Genomic DNA, 16241 nt, shown 5'->3' on the forward strand with positions numbered 1-16241 from the left:
TGAGCGATTTCTAAAGGATGTGTGGTTTCATGAATATTTCAACAGTTCATACCCTAAGCAATACGAAAGTATCGAGATTATTTTTCTATGGACTGGCATGCTCTTACGTGGTCCTGCTATTGCTTTACTTTGTTTTATCTCTATATAAAGGCTTTGCGGTGGTTACGATCCTGATCGCGCTTTATTTCTTAAGACACTCGAAACGAGTGTTAAATCATCCCGAGTATCATCCCATTGTAGCCATATCCCCGATTGTCGAAATCGTTCTCCTCTTTCTTCTATTCCTGGGAAGCAGAACAGAAATCGAGAGTATCGTATTTGTTCTCTTTATTGCGGATCTTCTCTTGAACTACAAGTCGTGGTACGCTTTTCCGTTTGCCTATGGCGGATATTTAGCCTACATTTTTTTGTGGTCACCAGGCGGAGAAGATTTATGGCGGAATATGTTCCATATATTGAGCTATTCGTTTTTGGTAATACCAATCTGGAGCACCAAGCTGCTGCTCAATCAAAGGGATATGAACCTTCGATTAAACGAATCGTTGATCCAGGAAGCTAAAACGAGAGAAGAGGTGGCCGCATTAAAAGAGAGAACGAGGATTGCGGAAGAGGTTCATGATACGGTGGGACACACGTTAACTACAGCGATCGTCGCCCTTGAGGGAGCCCAACTGCTCTTCGATAGAAAACCGGAGGAATCTCTTCGGAAGATCCTCATCGCACGCGAGCAGCTGAAGCAAGGGCTCGGTAATATCCGTCAGGTTGTCAAAACATTAAAAGCAAAGGAAGGGACTATTGGCGACTTGGGGCTTAAGGAAGGAATACAGAAGATCATGACCGATACGGAGAAGCAGACGGGCGTTCAATTTATTTTGCATTACGAGGAGGTCACCCATCTAATCTCTATTCAGAAGTATGTTATGATCAACTTCATAAAGGAATCGATCACCAATGCGCTAAAACATGGCAAAGCAAGTGCAATGGAGATCTCTGTCCTTGAGCAGCAAGATACGATTCATATTAGGGTAAAGGACAATGGAATCGGCAGCGATTCATTCATATATGGGTTTGGTCTGAAAACGATGGAAGAAAGAATTGAGGCCATTGGAGGTCAATTAACTGTGCAAAGTGAGCCTATGAAGGGATTTGCACTCCATGTCCGGATGCCTGTTGCAAGGGGGGACGGTTAATGGATAGCGATCGCAAAATCAGCGTCATGCTTGTGGATGATCATAAAATTATGCTTGAAGGTCTGGAAACTTTGCTTTCGATAAGATCGGAGATAGAGATCGTTGGGACGGCTCAAACCGGCGAAGAAGCGCTTGAACGGCTTCACTCGGTTGTTCCGGATGTCATCCTGATGGACATCCGTATGCCGGGTATGGGAGGCGTAAAGGCAACCGAAGCCATTAAGGAGCTTCACCCGCATGTGATCATACTCATCTTAACGACCTTCGACGATGATGAGTATATTATAGAGGCTTTATGCAACGGAGCTTCCGGTTATTTGCTTAAAGACATTGATGGAGAAAAGCTTGTTCAATCCATCGATGAAGCGCTTTCCGGAAATGTGCTGCTTACTGGTAAAGTGGCAAAAAAGCTTGCTCTCACGATCCGCAATAAGAACAGGGGGTTTGAAAAAGCAGGTAAGGAACTTGAGCTAACGCAAAAAGAACTTGACCTTGCAAGGCTGCTTATTGAAGGGTATAACTCAAAGGAAATTGCCGGAAAATTATTTTTGACTCAAGGAACGGTAAAGAACTATTTAAGTGACATTTATTCCAAGATCGGTACCAATGACCGGGCTAAAGCAGTCTTGTTATTAAAAAGATATTTATCAACATGAGAGAGTGGAGGCACCGTAAAGTTTAATTTTAAAATAATTTCGCGTTGACATTTAGGCCTCTTCCGTGGTTTTATTATGTAGACCGATTGTTATAAAAGTAAAAGGAAGTGTAGAGCTTGTCGAACAAGCACAATGCACGAGAGGCGATTGTGAACACCGCTTCAAGGTTGTTTTTCACCCAAGGCTATCATGCCACCGGGCTAAGTCAGATCATTAAAGACAGCGAATCGCCGAAGGGATCGCTATATTATTATTTTCCCCATGGCAAAGAGGAGCTGGCCTTGACCTGCATTAACCGGACCAGTGAGATCGTTGCTAAGCAGCTGCGTCATTATGTGGAGAATGGCAAAAGTGCGGCAATCGCGATTCAAGATTTTATTCTGGAAATGGCTGCTGCTGCTGAGAGCTCAACCTTTAAAGGTGTTGTTCCGTTCAGCTTCTGGCTATCTGTAGAAACCTCCTGCGTCAGCGAGGAGCTGCGGACGGCATGCCAAGCCGTATTTAACGACTGGCAGGACGTCGTCATGCAACGGCTGCTTGCTGAGGGTAAAGATCAACAAATGGCAGCCGATAAAGCTTCCGTTGTGATCTCATTGTTTGAAGGTGCACTGCACCAGACGTTGACACACCGCAATACACAGCCGCTGCTTGCTGCTGCTAGAGCTATACCAGCCATACTGGATTGACAAGAAAGCATATAGAGAGAAAACTATACATTTTCAGGAGGATACAAGAGTGGAAGCAACGATGCAAGGAAAGAAGCAAACCCCAGAAAGAAAGTTCAAGACAATTCCGATCCTCGTGTCCTTATTGCTCGCCGGATTTATCGGCATGTTCAGTGAGACTGCGTTGAACGTGGCGTTGACGGATTTAATGCAGGTTCTGAATATCACACCTACAACGGCCCAATGGCTGACAACAGCTTACTTGCTGACACTCGGAATTCTCGTTCCGATTTCAGGCCTGCTGCTGCAATGGTTCACAACAAGACAGTTGTTTATCGCTGCAGTAAGCTTCTCAATTCTGGGAACCTTCCTGGCTGCCATTTCGCCAAGTTTTGAGTTTCTGCTTACGGCACGCGTCGTTCAAGCGATGGGAACTGCACTGCTCCTGCCGTTGATGTTCAATACGATTCTGCTCATCATCCCTGCCGAGAAAAGAGGGGGCGCGATGGGATTGATAGGACTCGTGATCATGGTTGCTCCAGCAATCGGCCCAACCATTGCCGGACTATTGATTGAGAGCTTAAGCTGGCACTGGATTTTCTGGCTGTCGCTGCCGTTCCTGGTTGCTGCACTGATCTTCGGAATTCTGTTTATGCAGAACGTTTCTGAAGTGACGAAGCCGAAAATTGATGCACTTTCCATTCTGCTGTCTTCGTTAGGTTTTGGAGGCATTGTCTACGGATTCAGCAGTGCCGGTGAAGAAGCGGGCTGGGGAAGCCCGAAAGTTATTATTGCCATCGCTATCGGTGTAGTAGCACTCGTGCTGTTCGCTGTTCGCCAATTAACGATGAAGCAGCCGATGATTAATCTGCGTGCATTCAAATATCCTATGTTTACAGTCGGCGTGCTTATGGTCTTCATCTGTATGATGGTTATCCTTTCATCCATGCTGATTCTTCCGATGTATCTGCAGCAAGGCCAAGGTTATACTGCCTTTAAAGCCGGCCTGCTCCTGCTTCCTGGCGGAATTATTAATGGTCTGATGTCGCCGATCATGGGACGCTTGTTCGATAAATATGGACCTAAGTGGCTCGTGATTCCAGGGTTGGTCCTTGTAGCGGTATCCCTGTGGTTCTTCTCCAGTATCACTCCAACATCCACCGTTGTGTTCGTTATCGTGCTTCATAGTGCGCTGATGATCGGGATTTCGATGATTATGATGCCTGCCCAGACGAACGGGATTAACCAGCTGCCGCTGCAATATTATCCCGATGGAACTGCCATTATGAATACACTTCAGCAGGTAGCCGGTGCAATCGGTACTGCCTTGGCAGTCAGCATCATGACCGCTGGCTCGAAGAGCTTCATGAAGACCGTAACTAATCCAGCCGATCCTATCAATATTGTTCCGGCATTTACACATGGGGTTCAGAACGCCTTTATCTTCGGAATGATTATGGCTATTGTTGGACTGGTTGTCGCCTTCTTCCTGAAACGTGTCATTGTACAGCACAAAGCACAAGGCATTATGCACTAATAAGAACATTTGCAGTTTTAGAAGCACATCCGCAGCGCGGGTGTGCTTTTTCCATATGCTGGACGTTATTTGTAAAATAAAGTATAGTATACATAGAATAACGATGTATTGAGAAACGGTGTCAGACTTTGGTCTATTTGAATCCTGAAGGGAGTGTTAACAAAATGAAAGTCAGCAAAGAAATGCTGAAGGGCAGCACAGGGACATTGATACTAACGCTGCTGCTGGACAAGCCGCAGTACGGATATGAACTGATCAGGGAGCTGGAGCAACGTTCGGAAGGTGTGTTTTCTTTAAAAGAAGGCACACTGTATCCCATTCTTCATGCGATGGAAAGTGAGCGCTGGGTAGAGTCTTACTGGGTGGAGGTTGAGGGGCGGAAGCGCAAATATTACCGGATATTGAAGGAAGGCGCGGAGGAGCTGAAGGAGAAACAGTCCGAGTGGCGCTTATTTAAAAAAGCGGTGGATACTGTACTTGGGGAGGGTGGAGCATAGTGGAGTCGAAAAGTGGGCTGGAGCAGTATTTGGACAACGTATGCGGTGAAGTCAAAGCCAAGAAAATGCATGCCGAGATCCGCAGCGAGCTTAGCGGTCATTTGGAGGATCTAATGCTTGAGCAGGAAAGTCTTGGTGCATCCCAAGCAGAAGCAGAAGTTTTGGCGATTGCGCAAATGGGTGATCCAAAAGCTGTGGGAAAGGATCTTCATCATATTCATAAACCAAAAACTCCATGGGGTTTGCTGGGAGCTTTGCTGTTGTTCTCTGTGATTGGATTGCTGGGGATGAGCTCATTGGAAGCAAGCTTTATGAACAACCCGAGAGTTCCTGCAAGCTTTCTGCCGAAGCAATTTAGCTTTATGTTGATCGGGATTGCTTTAATGACTGCCTGCTATTTCATCAATTTCCGCAGGCTTCAAAAGCTGTCCTGGCTGCTGTACATCTTTTCAATAGCAGGGATAATCGCAAGTTTGAAATGGGGCCTCTATGTGAACGGGAGCCGGACTTATTTTTTGGTTTTTTGGGGAATCGTGCTCAACCTGGTCTCCTATAGTCCATATATTGTGCTGGTTGCGCTGGCAGGCATCTTCTCAAAATTTAAAGCGGATGGCAAACTGGGAACTAAGCGGAATTTGCTCCCGGAGTTAGTTATTCTCCTTGGACCGGCGGCGGCCTACATCATTGCTGGCCCCATACCAGTGTTGTTGCTGTATTTGGCCTGTTCTCTGATATTGTATACTTGGCTTTCCGGGGCCTGGTTGCGTTCGACGTTGATCGGTGGTTTTTTTCTAGCGGCGGGCCTCCGGTATGCGTGGAATAATCAACAGATGAGAGACCGGATTCTGGGTGCAATCAATTACAATATCAATCCGGAGTCCAGTGGTTTTGTCTATCAGACCCTGAATGAGGTAATTGCATCAGCAGGCTGGAGCGGACATGGCTTCGGTGCTGAATTCGAGAGGCTGTCCTATGCATATTCAGATATGCTTCCTGCTTATCTGGTATACTGCTTCGGCTGGGGCGGCGGGCTGGTGCTGCTGGGTATAACTCTTTGGTTTTTAATCAAGCTCTTCTCTTCAATTCAGGCAGTGAAAGATGATTATGGCAAGAGTGTTATTATTGCTCTATCACTCATACTTGCTATGGGACTGTTCTACGGTCTGCTGGTGCTAAGCGGCAAAATAATTCTGACCAGCATTCCATTTCCGTTCATGAGCTATGGCGGCCATGTTCTCATTGAATATGCGGCGCTTGGACTGCTTATGGGCATCTACCGGCGCAAGGATATCACTCCTGCTGAACATGAATCACGTACTATACGGGGGGCATTATGACACAGAAGAGCCAATTCGGTTCACATTGGAATAGAAAGATCCTGCTCAGCTTATCCATTCTTCTGGGTGCGGCGGCAGGATACTCAGCATTCGTAGCTCAGCCTGCTTACGCCGCTGGTACACAGCAATCCGCAGCCGTTTACAAACAATTCCAGACGTATGTACAGCAGTCTTCCACACTCGCTAAGGCGCGCAGCTATCTCATCAATCATATTGACGAAGCCGGGCTTTGGTATGCTACCCAAATGACTTTGCAGTTAGAAAATGCGCAGAAAGCAGAATTGCCAAAATATAGGGGGAAGTTAGAAGCGGAGGCCGTTCGGCAGGCGATTGACGCAGCAGTTCGGAAAAATGGACTTACCTATGCCTCCTTGCTAAACAACATTAAAGATCCCAAGATACGTGCAGTACTAATTGAAGGACGAGATAACGGGTATATAATCAGAACCAGTGAAGGCATGTACTATCCGGCAATGAATTATGAAAGCTATAAGGCATTTAAGCCTTATATAAAGACTGACATAGGAACATATTTAGATATGATGGCAGCAGAATCGAACAGGCCTAGTCTCAAGGAGGCTGCAATCATAATTAGCTGGAATGAGCTTTTGGCGAGGACACTTGTAATGGAAGAATTCGTTAGCAGGTATCCGCTCTCTGACAGGCTTGAAGCGGTCAAACTTGCACTGTGGAGTAAAAAAGTAAATCTGTTCATTGGCTCCGGCAATTCACCTGCGTATGATTATATCGAGGAGGGGGGGCCGGTTATTATTAACTCTGAACTCCGGCAAGCTTATGAAGCTGCAATTCTGACCGGCAGCGGAGACAGCGAACTTCTCAGAACCATAGAGGAGCTGCTTGCACTGCTCGACCGCAATAACAATGAGTTTACTCCTGATGTTCAAAAGTTTATCAATACGTACTTGGACCCGAACTAGGGGAAGGAAGGAGCTCTATCTAAATTATGAAGCAGCATAGGACAGGCAAAAGGCTGACGGTGATCATGCTCTTACTGATCTTGGGGATGACCTCAGGCAACACCGAAAGCTCTGCAACAGCGGCAGGTGAACCCGGACAGAAGGCAGGCGCATCAGCACAGCAAGTTAGCACCCAGAAGAAGAAGAACCTGCCCAATGGTTTTGTTTATCTGGATGAGATCATTCCAACCGCACAATATGAAATTCGTTATTATAGCTGTAATAATTTTACCGGTACACGGATTGACGGGTACAAAGCTCCTCTGGCGATCTTCTCGAAAACGGCGGCGACGGCATTGAAGAAGGTTAGTGACGATTTGGAGCGAAAAGGATACATTCTTAGAATATATGACGCTTACCGCCCGCAAAAAGCAGTTAATCATTTTGTCCGCTGGTCGCAGGATGCCGGAGACATTAAGATGAAGCTGCAGTATTATCCGAAGCTGGACAAACAAAATCTCTTCAAGCTTGGTTTTATCGCCAAAAAGTCGGGACATTCCAGAGGCAGCACGGTTGATCTGTCTCTCGCCGACAAAAAAACGGGTGCCCTGGTCGATATGGGCAGCCCGTATGATTTTTTCGGCGAGATCTCCTATTATAATACTTCACTGGTCAGCGCCGAGCAGCATGCCAACCGCAAGCTTTTGAAAGAGGCTATGGTGAAGCATGGGTTTAAGCCGTACAGCAAAGAGTGGTGGCATTTTACGCTGATTAAAGAGCCTTTTCCGAAACAGTACTTTACCTTTAATGTAGAATAACAAGCATGCTACGCAAAGCCTCCATAGCCATGACTGTTTCACAAATCCGCCCTGCGTTTTCCCGGCATTCGGTTCATGCTGGCGTTCAGCGGCATTTTTCCCAGCAGTTCGGAGGCGACGATCCCCAGCAGCACTAGCGCTGCCCCGGTGTAACCTTGCATGGACAGCTGTTCCCCGGCAAACCAGAAGCCGAAAAAGGCAGCAAACACAGGCTCGAGGGAGAAGATCAGGCCGGTACGTGTCGGGGTAGTGTACTTCTGGGCTACCGGCTGTAAGATAAAGCCGCAGGCGCTGCAGAGAATGCCAAGCGCAAGAATGGCAATCCAGCCTGGCATGGAAGACGGCAATGACGGTGTCTCGAAGACAGCAGACAGCACAAGGGCGTACCCACCGGCAAAACCTAACTGCAAAATGCCGATATTCAAGGAGTCGCAGGTTTTTACCGCTTTTCCTGTGACCAGGATCTGTACAGCATAAAATACTGCTGACAGGATGCACAGCAGGTCACCCGGCTGCACATGCAGCGAGGAATTTAAGGTCAGGAGCCCGATCCCCGAAATGGCCAGCACAGCGCCAAAGATCTGCGGGGGAGCGACTCTTTTTTTGAAAACAAGTACATCAATCAGTGGAACAAAAATAACGGTCAAAGCGACCAGAAATCCGGCATTGGAGGTAGTAGTCGTCTTCAGTCCGAAGGTGATGCAGGTGAATACGACCAGCAGCAGGAATCCGAGCAGTGCTCCATATTTCAGGGTTCTAAGGTCTATTCTGCGTAGACGCTTGTGAAACAAAATGGCCGCCAGCACAAAAGCAAGTCCGAAACGCAGTGCAATCAGATTAAATTCCCCCAGTGTATCCAGTCCCATCTTCATGAAGATGTAGGAGGAACCCCAGAACATCGTTACTACAATGAGCATTAGCTCAGCCTTAAGCGGCTTCATCTCGTCATCATCCTTCTTTACGTCAAGTGATTATAGTATAATATGGCTTATTACATAAGGTAACTGAATGTTTATCATAGGAAGCATGAGAAAAATTCATGAAAGTTAAGAAGGGGGACGGAGTCCTTGAGCATCACTAAATATGAGGTGTTTCTGAAGGTTGTGGAGCTGGGCAGCCTGACTAAAGCTGCTGATGTTCTGGGCTTTACCCAGTCCGGGATCAGTCATACCATCAGCAGTCTAGAGATGGAATTCGGCTTTTCGCTGCTGGTAAGAAACCGCTCAGGGGTCAAATTAACAGTCAACGGTGAGCAGGTAGTGCAGCCTATCCGTGAAATTCTGAAATGGAATGAGCAGTTGAAGCAGCAGGTTGCCGACATTCACGGGCTGGAAACGGGGACGATTACGATTGGCACGTTTACCAGTGTGTCTGTGCATTGGCTGCCGGGGATGATTAAAGAGTTCCGCAAGGAATACCCATATATTGAATTCAAGCTGATGGAGGGCGGCTATCTGGAGATTGAGCAGTGGATTGAGGCTGGAGTCGTCGACTGCGGTTTTATTTCACTCCCCACCCGGGATAAATTTGAGGTGTTTCCCCTGAAACAGGACCGGATGCTGGCCATTCTCTCCCAAGAACATCCCTTGAGCAAAGCACCATATATGCCGCTTGCGCAAATGGCCTATGAGGATTTCATTATCCAGAAGGCCGGATCGGATTATGATGCCAGACGTGTATTTGAGCGGGCGGGAATCCAGCCGAATATCAAATTCACGGCCGGAGATGATTATGCCATCATTGCAATGGTGGAAAATGGTCTCGGCATCAGTGTTCTCCCTGAAATGGTCATCTCGCGCCAGAATCATAATGTAGCTATGCTGGAGCTGGAGGAGCGCAGTTTTCGTTCGCTTGGTATTGCCGTTCATTCTATGAAGTATGCATCACCGGCAACCCGGCGTTTTTTGAAGCATGTACAGGTTTGGCTGAAAGATTATCCGGAGTAACTCAATTGGCTGGAGGTTGAAATGGAAGCAAACTTTGATAGACTGCGCACGCAAGCAATGAACATTGTCGCAATTCCCCAGCATTACCGTTTGGTGATGGAAGACAGCACGCCAACGCGGGATGCTCCAACCGTTGGATGAGCACAGGCTTGCCCCGCTTCTAACACCCGAGGTAGCCTTAGAAATCTATAAGCGTTATATGGATGTCAAGCTTAAATGGATTAAGGATTCTAATGCGGAGCGGCCGGTATACCGGCTGATTTACGAACTTGTTACTATTTCACGGTCTGAGCCTTCTTCTGGATTCGTCAACCGTAAATTGAGATACATTGATGCCCGAAGCGGCGAACTGATTTGGGGGAAGTATTTAAAGGGCGAAAGGAATTTCAGGTTGACGAATGTGAAACGGCATGAAAGAATGTACGCGTGTACATTAAGCGGTTACAAAGTCATTTGCCACGGAATTCGTCGTTCGTGCTTCATCAAAGAAAAGTGAACCTAAGGAGGAATAAGATGAAACAGCTTCGCATCGGAATGATTGGCTACAAGTTTATGGGCAAAGCCCACAGCAACGCCTACCGCAGCCTTCCCATGTTTTTTCCGCAGACACTGAGACCTGAGATGTCTATGATATGCGGGAGGAATACCGCTGCGGTGCAAGAAGCAGCTTTACAGCTCGGCTGGTCTGATAGTGTGACCGACTGGAAAGAGCTCATCTCCCGCGAGGATATTGATCTCATTGATATCAACGCGCCCAGCAATGCCCATAAGGAAATTGCTCTGGCGGCAGCCAAAGCAGGCAAGCATATTTTCTGCGAAAAGCCGCTGGCGCTGAATCTTGCGGATTCCCGTGAAATGCTGGAGGCTGCGACGGATGCGGGCATCATTCATATGGTGGGCTTCAATTACCGGTTCTCACCGGCAGTCAGGCTGGCGAAGCGGCTGATAGAGAGCGGAAGACTCGGGAAGATCTATCATTTCCGTGCCTGGTTTCTGCAGGACTGGATTATAGATCCGGATTTCCCGCTGGTGTGGAGATTGCAGAAGGAGATTGCCGGTTCCGGCTCGCATGGCGATCTTGGAGCACACTTAATTGATCTTGCCCATTTCCTGGTCGGCGATATGCAGGAAGTAATCGGAATGAGCGAGACCTTTATCAAAGAGCGTCCGCTAGCCGCTGAGATGACCGGCCTAAGTGCGAAGGCAAGCAAAGATGCCCCCAAAGGAGAAGTGACCGTTGACGATGCGACACTGTTTCTGGCCCGGTTTGTAAGTGGTGCTTTGGGCAGCTTTGAAGCTACCCGTTTTGCTGCGGGTCACCGCTCGACCAATTCCTTTGAGATTAACGGCAGTCTGGGCAGCGTGAAATTCGATTTCGAACGGATGAATGAGCTGGAGGTGTACTTAACCTCGGACGACGAGGATGTACAGGGCTTCCGGCGTGTGCTTGCCACCGATCCGGCCCATGATTATGCCGAAGCCTGGTGGCCGCCGGGCCATACCATCGGGTTCGAGCATACGTTTATCCACGAGATGCTGGAGCTCTCCACCGCCATTGCGGAAGGACGCCAGCCGGAGCCAAACTTCCATGACGGAGTAAAATGTCAGGCTGTTCTGGAAGCTGTTGAACGTTCTATTGAACAGAGACGCTGGGTGGAAATATCCGAAATGTAATTATCAATAAAACATCATTATAGATGTAGGAGAGAACTATTTGCGCGCCCCGGAAGGAGTAATCCCTTTGTATTGCTTGTAGAGCTTGGTGAAATAATTGGGGTTGTCGCAGCCCACTCTCCCGGCAATTTCTGTCACACTCAAATCCGAATCCAGCAGCAGACGTTCAGCTTCATGGATCCGGCTTAAGTTCACATAGTCGATAAAGGTGCGTCCGGTCAGCTTTTTGAAGGTTTTGCAGAAGTGATAAGGATTCAGATTGACAAACTTTGCAGCCCATTCAATCGAGATCTTCTCATCAAAATGAGCTTCCAGATACTCCAGCAGCGGTTTAAATCGTTCGCGGTTAATGGAATGGCGCTCGCTCTGATGCCTTTCTGACAATTGCTGCGGCGGAAAGCTGCGCGACAGCAGGGTAAAGAACAAATGCAATTGGTTCTTCACGACCAGTTGAAAAGCAGGGCCTTTACTGCGCACCTCGGCAATGATGGCTTGCAGCAGGGGATAATAACAGAAGCAAGCCGGGTTCAGATCGGCGGGTTTGACCGGAAACTGAAAACGGTTATTCAAATAGGGTGCTACGAATTGCTCATGCTGGGAGTCCTGGTTTCTGTCTTTGAACAGTGAAGCATGGAACACGATGGATACGTAAGAAATATCTCCGCTGTATAAACTGTAACCGACATGCAAACCGCCTGAAGGAACAATAATCACATCACCCGGCCCGGCTTCATAAGGTTTGCTGTCCACATGAAAGATCGCATGGCCTTCCTGCATCACAATGATTTCGAAATGCTCATGCCAATGCAAGAAAAGGATATTCTGTTCCACTTTTGCCTCCCGGCACTCATTAAAAAAAAGGCGGAACGGATAGGTTTTCTCTTCGAGCTGAGGGTATTCCTTAAGCTCCTTTGGATAAGTCATGACTTCTTTCAACTCCCCCAATATTGAGCTATATTAACACAAGATAAGACGAGAATTCTCACCAAATGAGCTATATACTTGATTTGCTGAACTTAATATAAACCAATATTGGAGTGGTACACAAGATGGAAGATACTATGAGAATTGGAACACTGGTTGGTGGGGGAGATGCTGTAAGAGTAATTCCACAAATTATTGGACACGGATTTGAATCCTTCAGTCTTACCTTTTGGCAGACCACCGGAGAGACGAATCTGACAGAAACCGCGGCGCGTGTGCGGGAACTGGCTGCTGAGCATGATTTTGTCATCTCCTCAGTCGGCATATTCGGCAACCCGCTAACCGGTTCCGGCGATAATGCGGATACCCTGGCCAGCTGGGAACGTTTGATTGATCATGCCCATCTCTTCGGCACCGGTATGGTATCCGGGTTCACAGGACGTCTGACAGGGCAGTCAATAGATGAATCAATACCTAAATTCACGCAGGTCTTCGGGGAACTTTCCAAGAGAGCGGCTGACCGGGGGGTTCGAATAGCATTTGAGAACTGCTCGATGGGCGGCAATTGGGACTCCGGAGACTGGAATATTGCGCATAATCCTAAAGCCTGGGAAAAGATGTTCAACGCGGTTCCGGCAGATAACCTCGGTTTGGAGTGGGAGCCCTGCCACCAGATGGTCGCCCTGATTGATCCGCTCCCGCAGCTGCGCAAGTGGACGGATAAAATATTCCATGTCCATGGGAAGGATGCTACAATCGCCTGGGACATTGTCAAGGAATACGGCATTCATGGTCCGAAGCCTTATGTATGGCACCGGACCCCGGGTTTTGGAGACACGAACTGGGCTGATGTGATCACGATATTGCGCCAAGCCGGTTACAAAGGTACCATCGACATTGAAGGCTGGCATGACCCGGTATATCGTGATGAGCTGGAGATGACCGGACAAGTTCATGCTCTGAACTATTTGAAACACTGCCGCGGCGGTAGCTTTGTACCCAATCCGGTCTAATACAGAAAGCAGGGAACTACCAATGAGAGCAAAATACCGTGTAGCGATTGCCGGTTGCGGAGGAATGGCCAATGAATGGATCAGCTATGCGTTGAAACGCCCGGAGGTCGAAATCGTTGCCCTAGTAGATATCCAGCTGGAGTCGGCACAGGCTATGGCCGGGAAATATGGGCTTTCCACTCCGGCCTTTACGGAGATACGGCAGGCCATTATAGAAACGGGTGCCAACCTTGTGTTTGACGTCACAGTTCCGTCCAGTCATTATTCTATCGCAAGTACATCACTTGAACTGGAATGTGACGTGTTCAGCGAGAAGCCCTTGGCTGAAACGATAGAGGAGTGTAATGAGATTGTCGCGTTGTCGGAACGTACCGGACGAACACATGCTGTCATGCAGAACCGCAGGTACGATCCGCGCATCCGCTCGCTGCGCGGGCTAATCGAAGCAGGTACGGTCGGCCGGACGGGTTATATCGGAGCGAGTTTCTTTCTCGCACCCCATTTCGGCGGTTTCCGCGAGGTGATGAGCAGTCCGCTCCTGCTGGACATGGCCATCCACACCTTCGATCAGGCCCGTTTCATCAGCGGAGCTGATCCGGTTACAGTGTACTGCCAGGAATTTAATCCACCCGGCTCCTGGTATGAAGGCCAAGCCGCCGCTATTTGCATCTTCGAAATGTCGGATGGCTCTGTATTTTGCTACCAAGGGTCCTGGTGTGCGGAAGGTGCACCCACCTCTTGGGAAGCGTCGTGGCGGATTCAGGGGGAGAAAGGGGTTATTCTCTGGGATGGTGCAGGCATGCCATATGCTGAAGTAATCGCAGGTGGTGACCAGTCCGGCAAGTTCATCCGTGACTATGAGCAGGTTGAAGCACAGGCCGTTTCGATGGATGAGACCTTCCATCATGGCTGTCTGGAAGAGATGTTCCTTTCGCTCTCCGAGCAGCGTCCTGCTGAAACAGACTGCAGGGATAACCGCTACAGCATGGCGATGGTATTCGGCGCCCTTGAGAGTGCCAAGACCGGCCGCAAGCTTGAAATTGCTGAGGTCATGAACCGTTCTGCGTAGCAAATGCAGCTTGGGTAGAAGCAGGTGGCAAAGTTGTGCGAACCTGAACACGCCTGTTGTCGCACAAGTGTTCACGTAAATAAAGCAGCCGTATCCGCAGACATGTCTGCAAATACGGCTGCTTTTTGTTTATTGAGTAAAGATTACATCCTAGAAGCCTTTGTATTGAGGCTCCTCTTGTTCCAATTCGGTTACTCGTCCTTCAACCTGCTGCACAATTTGCTGCGTCTGTTCCGCCGCACTTGTGAACAAAGTTTTAGCCTGCTCGTTTTGAGTCTCCATCGCGAATTGCTCCAGACTCGCTTGCGCGCTTTTCAGCGATGACAGGCAAGTCTTCACTTGTGAAGATACAGTCATTAGATATTGCCTCCTCTTAGGTAGTTAGCAAACTGAACGAGTCATAGTATCCACAGGTTAAGGTGCAGAAATACAGGAAAAAAATAGTAATTTAAAGCATTGGTCTTTTGGATTAAATAAGAAATTATTTCTTGGTTAGGTCTGCGCCTTTTAACAAATAATGAGCGTGTTGACATGCGGTGATTCTAAACTTAGGAGGTAGTAATCATGCCGGAATGGCTTGAGGTGATTTGGCGGACAATTTTCGCGGTGGTTGTGCTCTTCTTTTTGACAAAGCTGCTGGGGAAGAGACAAGTTTCGCAGCTGTCTTTTTTCGAATATATCACTGGAATTACAGTAGGTAGCTTGGCGGCTTACATATCCCTCGATACCGATAAAACATGGCATTTGGGATTAATTGCGCTGATCGTCTGGGTGGCATTCTCCCTTGGTATCGAGTTTCTGCAAATCAAGAGCAAGAAGGCCAGGGATTTCATTGACTTCAAGTCAACTGTGCTAATCAAAGACGGCAAAATTCTGGAAGGAAATATGAAAAAAGAGCGTTTAACAACTGACGAATTGCTGGAGGAGCTGCGGAAGAAGGATGTCTTCAAATTGGCAGATGTTGAATTTGCGATCATGGAATCGGATGGAGCAATTAACGTCCTGCTTACCCGGGAGAATCAGGCGCTGACACCAAAAGATATGGGCATTAAAGTGGCTCCTGAAAAGGAATCACAAGCCGTCATTATGGACGGCAAGATCTTGGATGAACCTTTGGACACGTTGAATCTGTCCCGTGGCTGGCTGCAGGGCCAGCTTGAAAAGCAGGGTTTAACCGCTGAAAATGTATACCTCGGCCAGGTGGATTCCTATGGCGAACTTACCGTGGATCTATATGCGGACAAGGTACAGGTGCCCAAGCCGCAGGATAAACCCCAGCTATACGCACTGCTGAAGAAATGTGAAGCCGATCTGGAACTGTTCAGCCTTTCCACCAACAATAAGGAAGCCAAACAGATGTACGAAGAGTGCTCCGGCAAGCTGCAGACACTGCTGCAAAGTTTGAAACCTTATATCCAAAGCTGAATAGTTTAAGTCCATATAGCCCTACAAGACGAGCAGGCCAACAAAAACGAATGTTTTTTGTTGGCTTTTCATATGCTCAGCAATGTACACCGTGGATGATTATCCCGGTGTTCAATATATCACATAACTGTAATAATCAGGGGTGATGCTATGCCGGGATAGATACTGTGCTGATTTGAAGAAGCGGAAACAGGGATGAATTCGTAAATACCGCAACAGGTACTGAAAGAATATACCCTATTGGAGGTAAATGTTAACGTGAAAATAAAAAAACGATTTGCATTCTCTGCAATGATTGCGCTTTCGGCTATGCTGGTTCTCGCAGGGGTGGGTGGAAGTATTCCATCTGTTCAAGCGGCAAGCATCTTCAGTGATGATTTTGAATCCGGCAATGCCGGCAGCTGGACCCATACGTCAGGCTCATGGACAGTGGTGCAGGAAGGAAGCTCTCATGTCTATTATCAATCGGGCAATACGGAAGGGCGCTCCTCGGCGGGAAACAGTAGCTGGACTGACTACAGCGTGCAGGCAGATGTTAAAATTGACAACTTTAACGGCACAAACCGCACTTAT

17 protein-coding genes are annotated in these 16241 nt (G+C 47.9%); 14 read left to right on the forward strand and 3 right to left on the reverse strand.

What is annotated here, in order from left to right; all coding sequences use genetic code 11:
* The first annotated feature begins 29 nt into the window (after positions 1-29).
* The 8 genes from NST99_RS15500 to NST99_RS15535 all read left to right on the forward strand — a co-directional run bounded on the left by NST99_RS15500 (position 30) and on the right by NST99_RS15535 (position 7617).
* Positions 30-1190, forward strand: a complete 1161-nt coding sequence (locus NST99_RS15500) for a sensor histidine kinase (protein ID WP_341092861.1) — start codon at positions 30-32, stop codon at positions 1188-1190.
* A complete protein-coding gene (locus NST99_RS15505) occupies positions 1190-1846 on the forward strand; it encodes a response regulator transcription factor (RefSeq protein ID WP_341092862.1) in 657 nt (218 codons plus the stop codon). Before NST99_RS15500 ends, NST99_RS15505 begins: the two co-directional genes overlap by 1 nt.
* Positions 1847-1962: 116 nt before the next feature.
* On the forward strand, positions 1963-2532 hold the full coding sequence (locus NST99_RS15510) for a TetR/AcrR family transcriptional regulator (protein WP_341092863.1): 570 nt from the start codon (positions 1963-1965) through the stop codon (positions 2530-2532).
* Positions 2533-2593: 61 nt separating this feature from the next.
* Positions 2594-4048, forward strand: a complete 1455-nt coding sequence (locus NST99_RS15515; RefSeq protein ID WP_341097661.1) for a DHA2 family efflux MFS transporter permease subunit — start codon at positions 2594-2596, stop codon at positions 4046-4048.
* 164 nt (positions 4049-4212) lie between these two features.
* Positions 4213-4545: a PadR family transcriptional regulator gene (locus tag NST99_RS15520; RefSeq protein WP_341092864.1), complete on the forward strand. Its 333-nt coding sequence runs from the start codon at positions 4213-4215 to the stop codon at positions 4543-4545.
* Positions 4545-5882, forward strand: coding sequence for an FtsW/RodA/SpoVE family cell cycle protein (locus NST99_RS15525; RefSeq protein ID WP_341092867.1), 1338 nt, complete (start codon positions 4545-4547; stop codon positions 5880-5882). The genes NST99_RS15520 and NST99_RS15525 overlap by 1 nt, the downstream gene beginning before the upstream one ends.
* On the forward strand, positions 5879-6820 hold the full coding sequence (locus tag NST99_RS15530) for a hypothetical protein (RefSeq protein WP_341092868.1): 942 nt from the start codon (positions 5879-5881) through the stop codon (positions 6818-6820). The genes NST99_RS15525 and NST99_RS15530 overlap by 4 nt, the downstream gene beginning before the upstream one ends.
* A 26-nt stretch (positions 6821-6846) precedes the next feature.
* Complete coding sequence (locus tag NST99_RS15535; RefSeq protein WP_341092869.1) at positions 6847-7617, forward strand: M15 family metallopeptidase; 771 nt, start codon at positions 6847-6849, stop codon at positions 7615-7617.
* A gap of 38 nt (positions 7618-7655) precedes the next feature.
* On the opposite strand, the gene NST99_RS15540 is transcribed toward NST99_RS15535, so the two are convergent.
* A complete protein-coding gene (locus tag NST99_RS15540) occupies positions 7656-8558 on the reverse strand; it encodes a DMT family transporter (protein WP_341092871.1) in 903 nt (300 codons plus the stop codon).
* Positions 8559-8684: 126 nt separating this feature from the next.
* Between NST99_RS15540 and NST99_RS15545 the strand changes: the two genes are divergently transcribed.
* From NST99_RS15545 to NST99_RS15555, 3 genes are all read left to right on the forward strand, one after another.
* Positions 8685-9563, forward strand: coding sequence for a LysR family transcriptional regulator (locus tag NST99_RS15545; protein WP_341092872.1), 879 nt, complete (start codon positions 8685-8687; stop codon positions 9561-9563).
* Between the two features lie 121 nt (positions 9564-9684).
* Positions 9685-10059: a hypothetical protein gene (locus NST99_RS15550; protein ID WP_341092873.1), complete on the forward strand. Its 375-nt coding sequence runs from the start codon at positions 9685-9687 to the stop codon at positions 10057-10059.
* Positions 10060-10076: 17 nt separating this feature from the next.
* A complete protein-coding gene (locus tag NST99_RS15555) occupies positions 10077-11237 on the forward strand; it encodes a Gfo/Idh/MocA family protein (protein ID WP_341092875.1) in 1161 nt (386 codons plus the stop codon).
* A 36-nt stretch (positions 11238-11273) separates the two neighbouring features.
* On the opposite strand, the gene NST99_RS15560 is transcribed toward NST99_RS15555, so the two are convergent.
* The gene (locus NST99_RS15560) at positions 11274-12161 is read right to left on the reverse strand and encodes a helix-turn-helix transcriptional regulator (RefSeq protein WP_341092876.1); all 888 of its coding nucleotides are present in this window, start codon (positions 12159-12161) and stop codon (positions 11274-11276) included.
* Positions 12162-12286: 125 nt separating this feature from the next.
* Here NST99_RS15560 and NST99_RS15565 point away from each other — a divergent pair, with 125 nt between their 5' ends.
* The gene (locus NST99_RS15565) at positions 12287-13174 is read left to right on the forward strand and encodes a sugar phosphate isomerase/epimerase family protein (RefSeq protein WP_341092877.1); all 888 of its coding nucleotides are present in this window, start codon (positions 12287-12289) and stop codon (positions 13172-13174) included.
* A 22-nt stretch (positions 13175-13196) separates the two neighbouring features.
* Positions 13197-14243 carry a Gfo/Idh/MocA family protein gene (locus NST99_RS15570; RefSeq protein ID WP_341092878.1) on the forward strand — a complete coding sequence of 349 codons (1047 nt, stop codon included), beginning with the start codon at positions 13197-13199 and terminating at the stop codon, positions 14241-14243.
* A 150-nt stretch (positions 14244-14393) separates the two neighbouring features.
* Here NST99_RS15570 and NST99_RS15575 read toward each other — a convergent pair whose 3' ends face one another.
* Positions 14394-14600: a DUF1657 domain-containing protein gene (locus NST99_RS15575; protein WP_341092879.1), complete on the reverse strand. Its 207-nt coding sequence runs from the start codon at positions 14598-14600 to the stop codon at positions 14394-14396.
* Positions 14601-14807: 207 nt separating this feature from the next.
* Between NST99_RS15575 and NST99_RS15580 the strand changes: the two genes are divergently transcribed.
* Positions 14808-15668 carry a DUF421 domain-containing protein gene (locus tag NST99_RS15580; RefSeq protein WP_341092880.1) on the forward strand — a complete coding sequence of 287 codons (861 nt, stop codon included), beginning with the start codon at positions 14808-14810 and terminating at the stop codon, positions 15666-15668.
* The last annotated feature ends 573 nt before the right edge of the window (positions 15669-16241 follow it).

The sequence above is a fragment of the Paenibacillus sp. FSL L8-0470 genome (assembly GCF_038008625.1).
Classification (GTDB): Bacteria; Bacillota; Bacilli; order Paenibacillales; family Paenibacillaceae; genus Paenibacillus_AQ.

Excerpts from the sequence above, each read along its gene's own strand:
- NST99_RS15500 (WP_341092861.1), top strand. The coding sequence starts at position 30 with ATGAATATTTCAACAGTTCATACCCTAAGCAATACGAAAGTATCGAGA.
- NST99_RS15505 (WP_341092862.1), top strand. The coding sequence starts at position 1,190 with ATGGATAGCGATCGCAAAATCAGCGTCATGCTTGTGGATGATCATAAA.
- NST99_RS15515 (WP_341097661.1), top strand. The coding sequence starts at position 2,594 with ATGCAAGGAAAGAAGCAAACCCCAGAAAGAAAGTTCAAGACAATTCCG.
- NST99_RS15520 (WP_341092864.1), top strand. The coding sequence starts at position 4,213 with ATGAAAGTCAGCAAAGAAATGCTGAAGGGCAGCACAGGGACATTGATA.
- NST99_RS15530 (WP_341092868.1), top strand. The coding sequence starts at position 5,879 with ATGACACAGAAGAGCCAATTCGGTTCACATTGGAATAGAAAGATCCTG.
- NST99_RS15535 (WP_341092869.1), top strand. The coding sequence starts at position 6,847 with ATGAAGCAGCATAGGACAGGCAAAAGGCTGACGGTGATCATGCTCTTA.
- NST99_RS15540 (WP_341092871.1), bottom strand. The coding sequence starts at position 8,558 with ATGAAGCCGCTTAAGGCTGAGCTAATGCTCATTGTAGTAACGATGTTC.
- NST99_RS15550 (WP_341092873.1), top strand. The coding sequence starts at position 9,685 with ATGCTCCAACCGTTGGATGAGCACAGGCTTGCCCCGCTTCTAACACCC.
- NST99_RS15555 (WP_341092875.1), top strand. The coding sequence starts at position 10,077 with ATGAAACAGCTTCGCATCGGAATGATTGGCTACAAGTTTATGGGCAAA.
- NST99_RS15560 (WP_341092876.1), bottom strand. The coding sequence starts at position 12,161 with ATGACTTATCCAAAGGAGCTTAAGGAATACCCTCAGCTCGAAGAGAAA.
- NST99_RS15565 (WP_341092877.1), top strand. The coding sequence starts at position 12,287 with ATGGAAGATACTATGAGAATTGGAACACTGGTTGGTGGGGGAGATGCT.
- NST99_RS15570 (WP_341092878.1), top strand. The coding sequence starts at position 13,197 with ATGAGAGCAAAATACCGTGTAGCGATTGCCGGTTGCGGAGGAATGGCC.
- NST99_RS15575 (WP_341092879.1), bottom strand. The coding sequence starts at position 14,600 with ATGACTGTATCTTCACAAGTGAAGACTTGCCTGTCATCGCTGAAAAGC.
- NST99_RS15580 (WP_341092880.1), top strand. The coding sequence starts at position 14,808 with ATGCCGGAATGGCTTGAGGTGATTTGGCGGACAATTTTCGCGGTGGTT.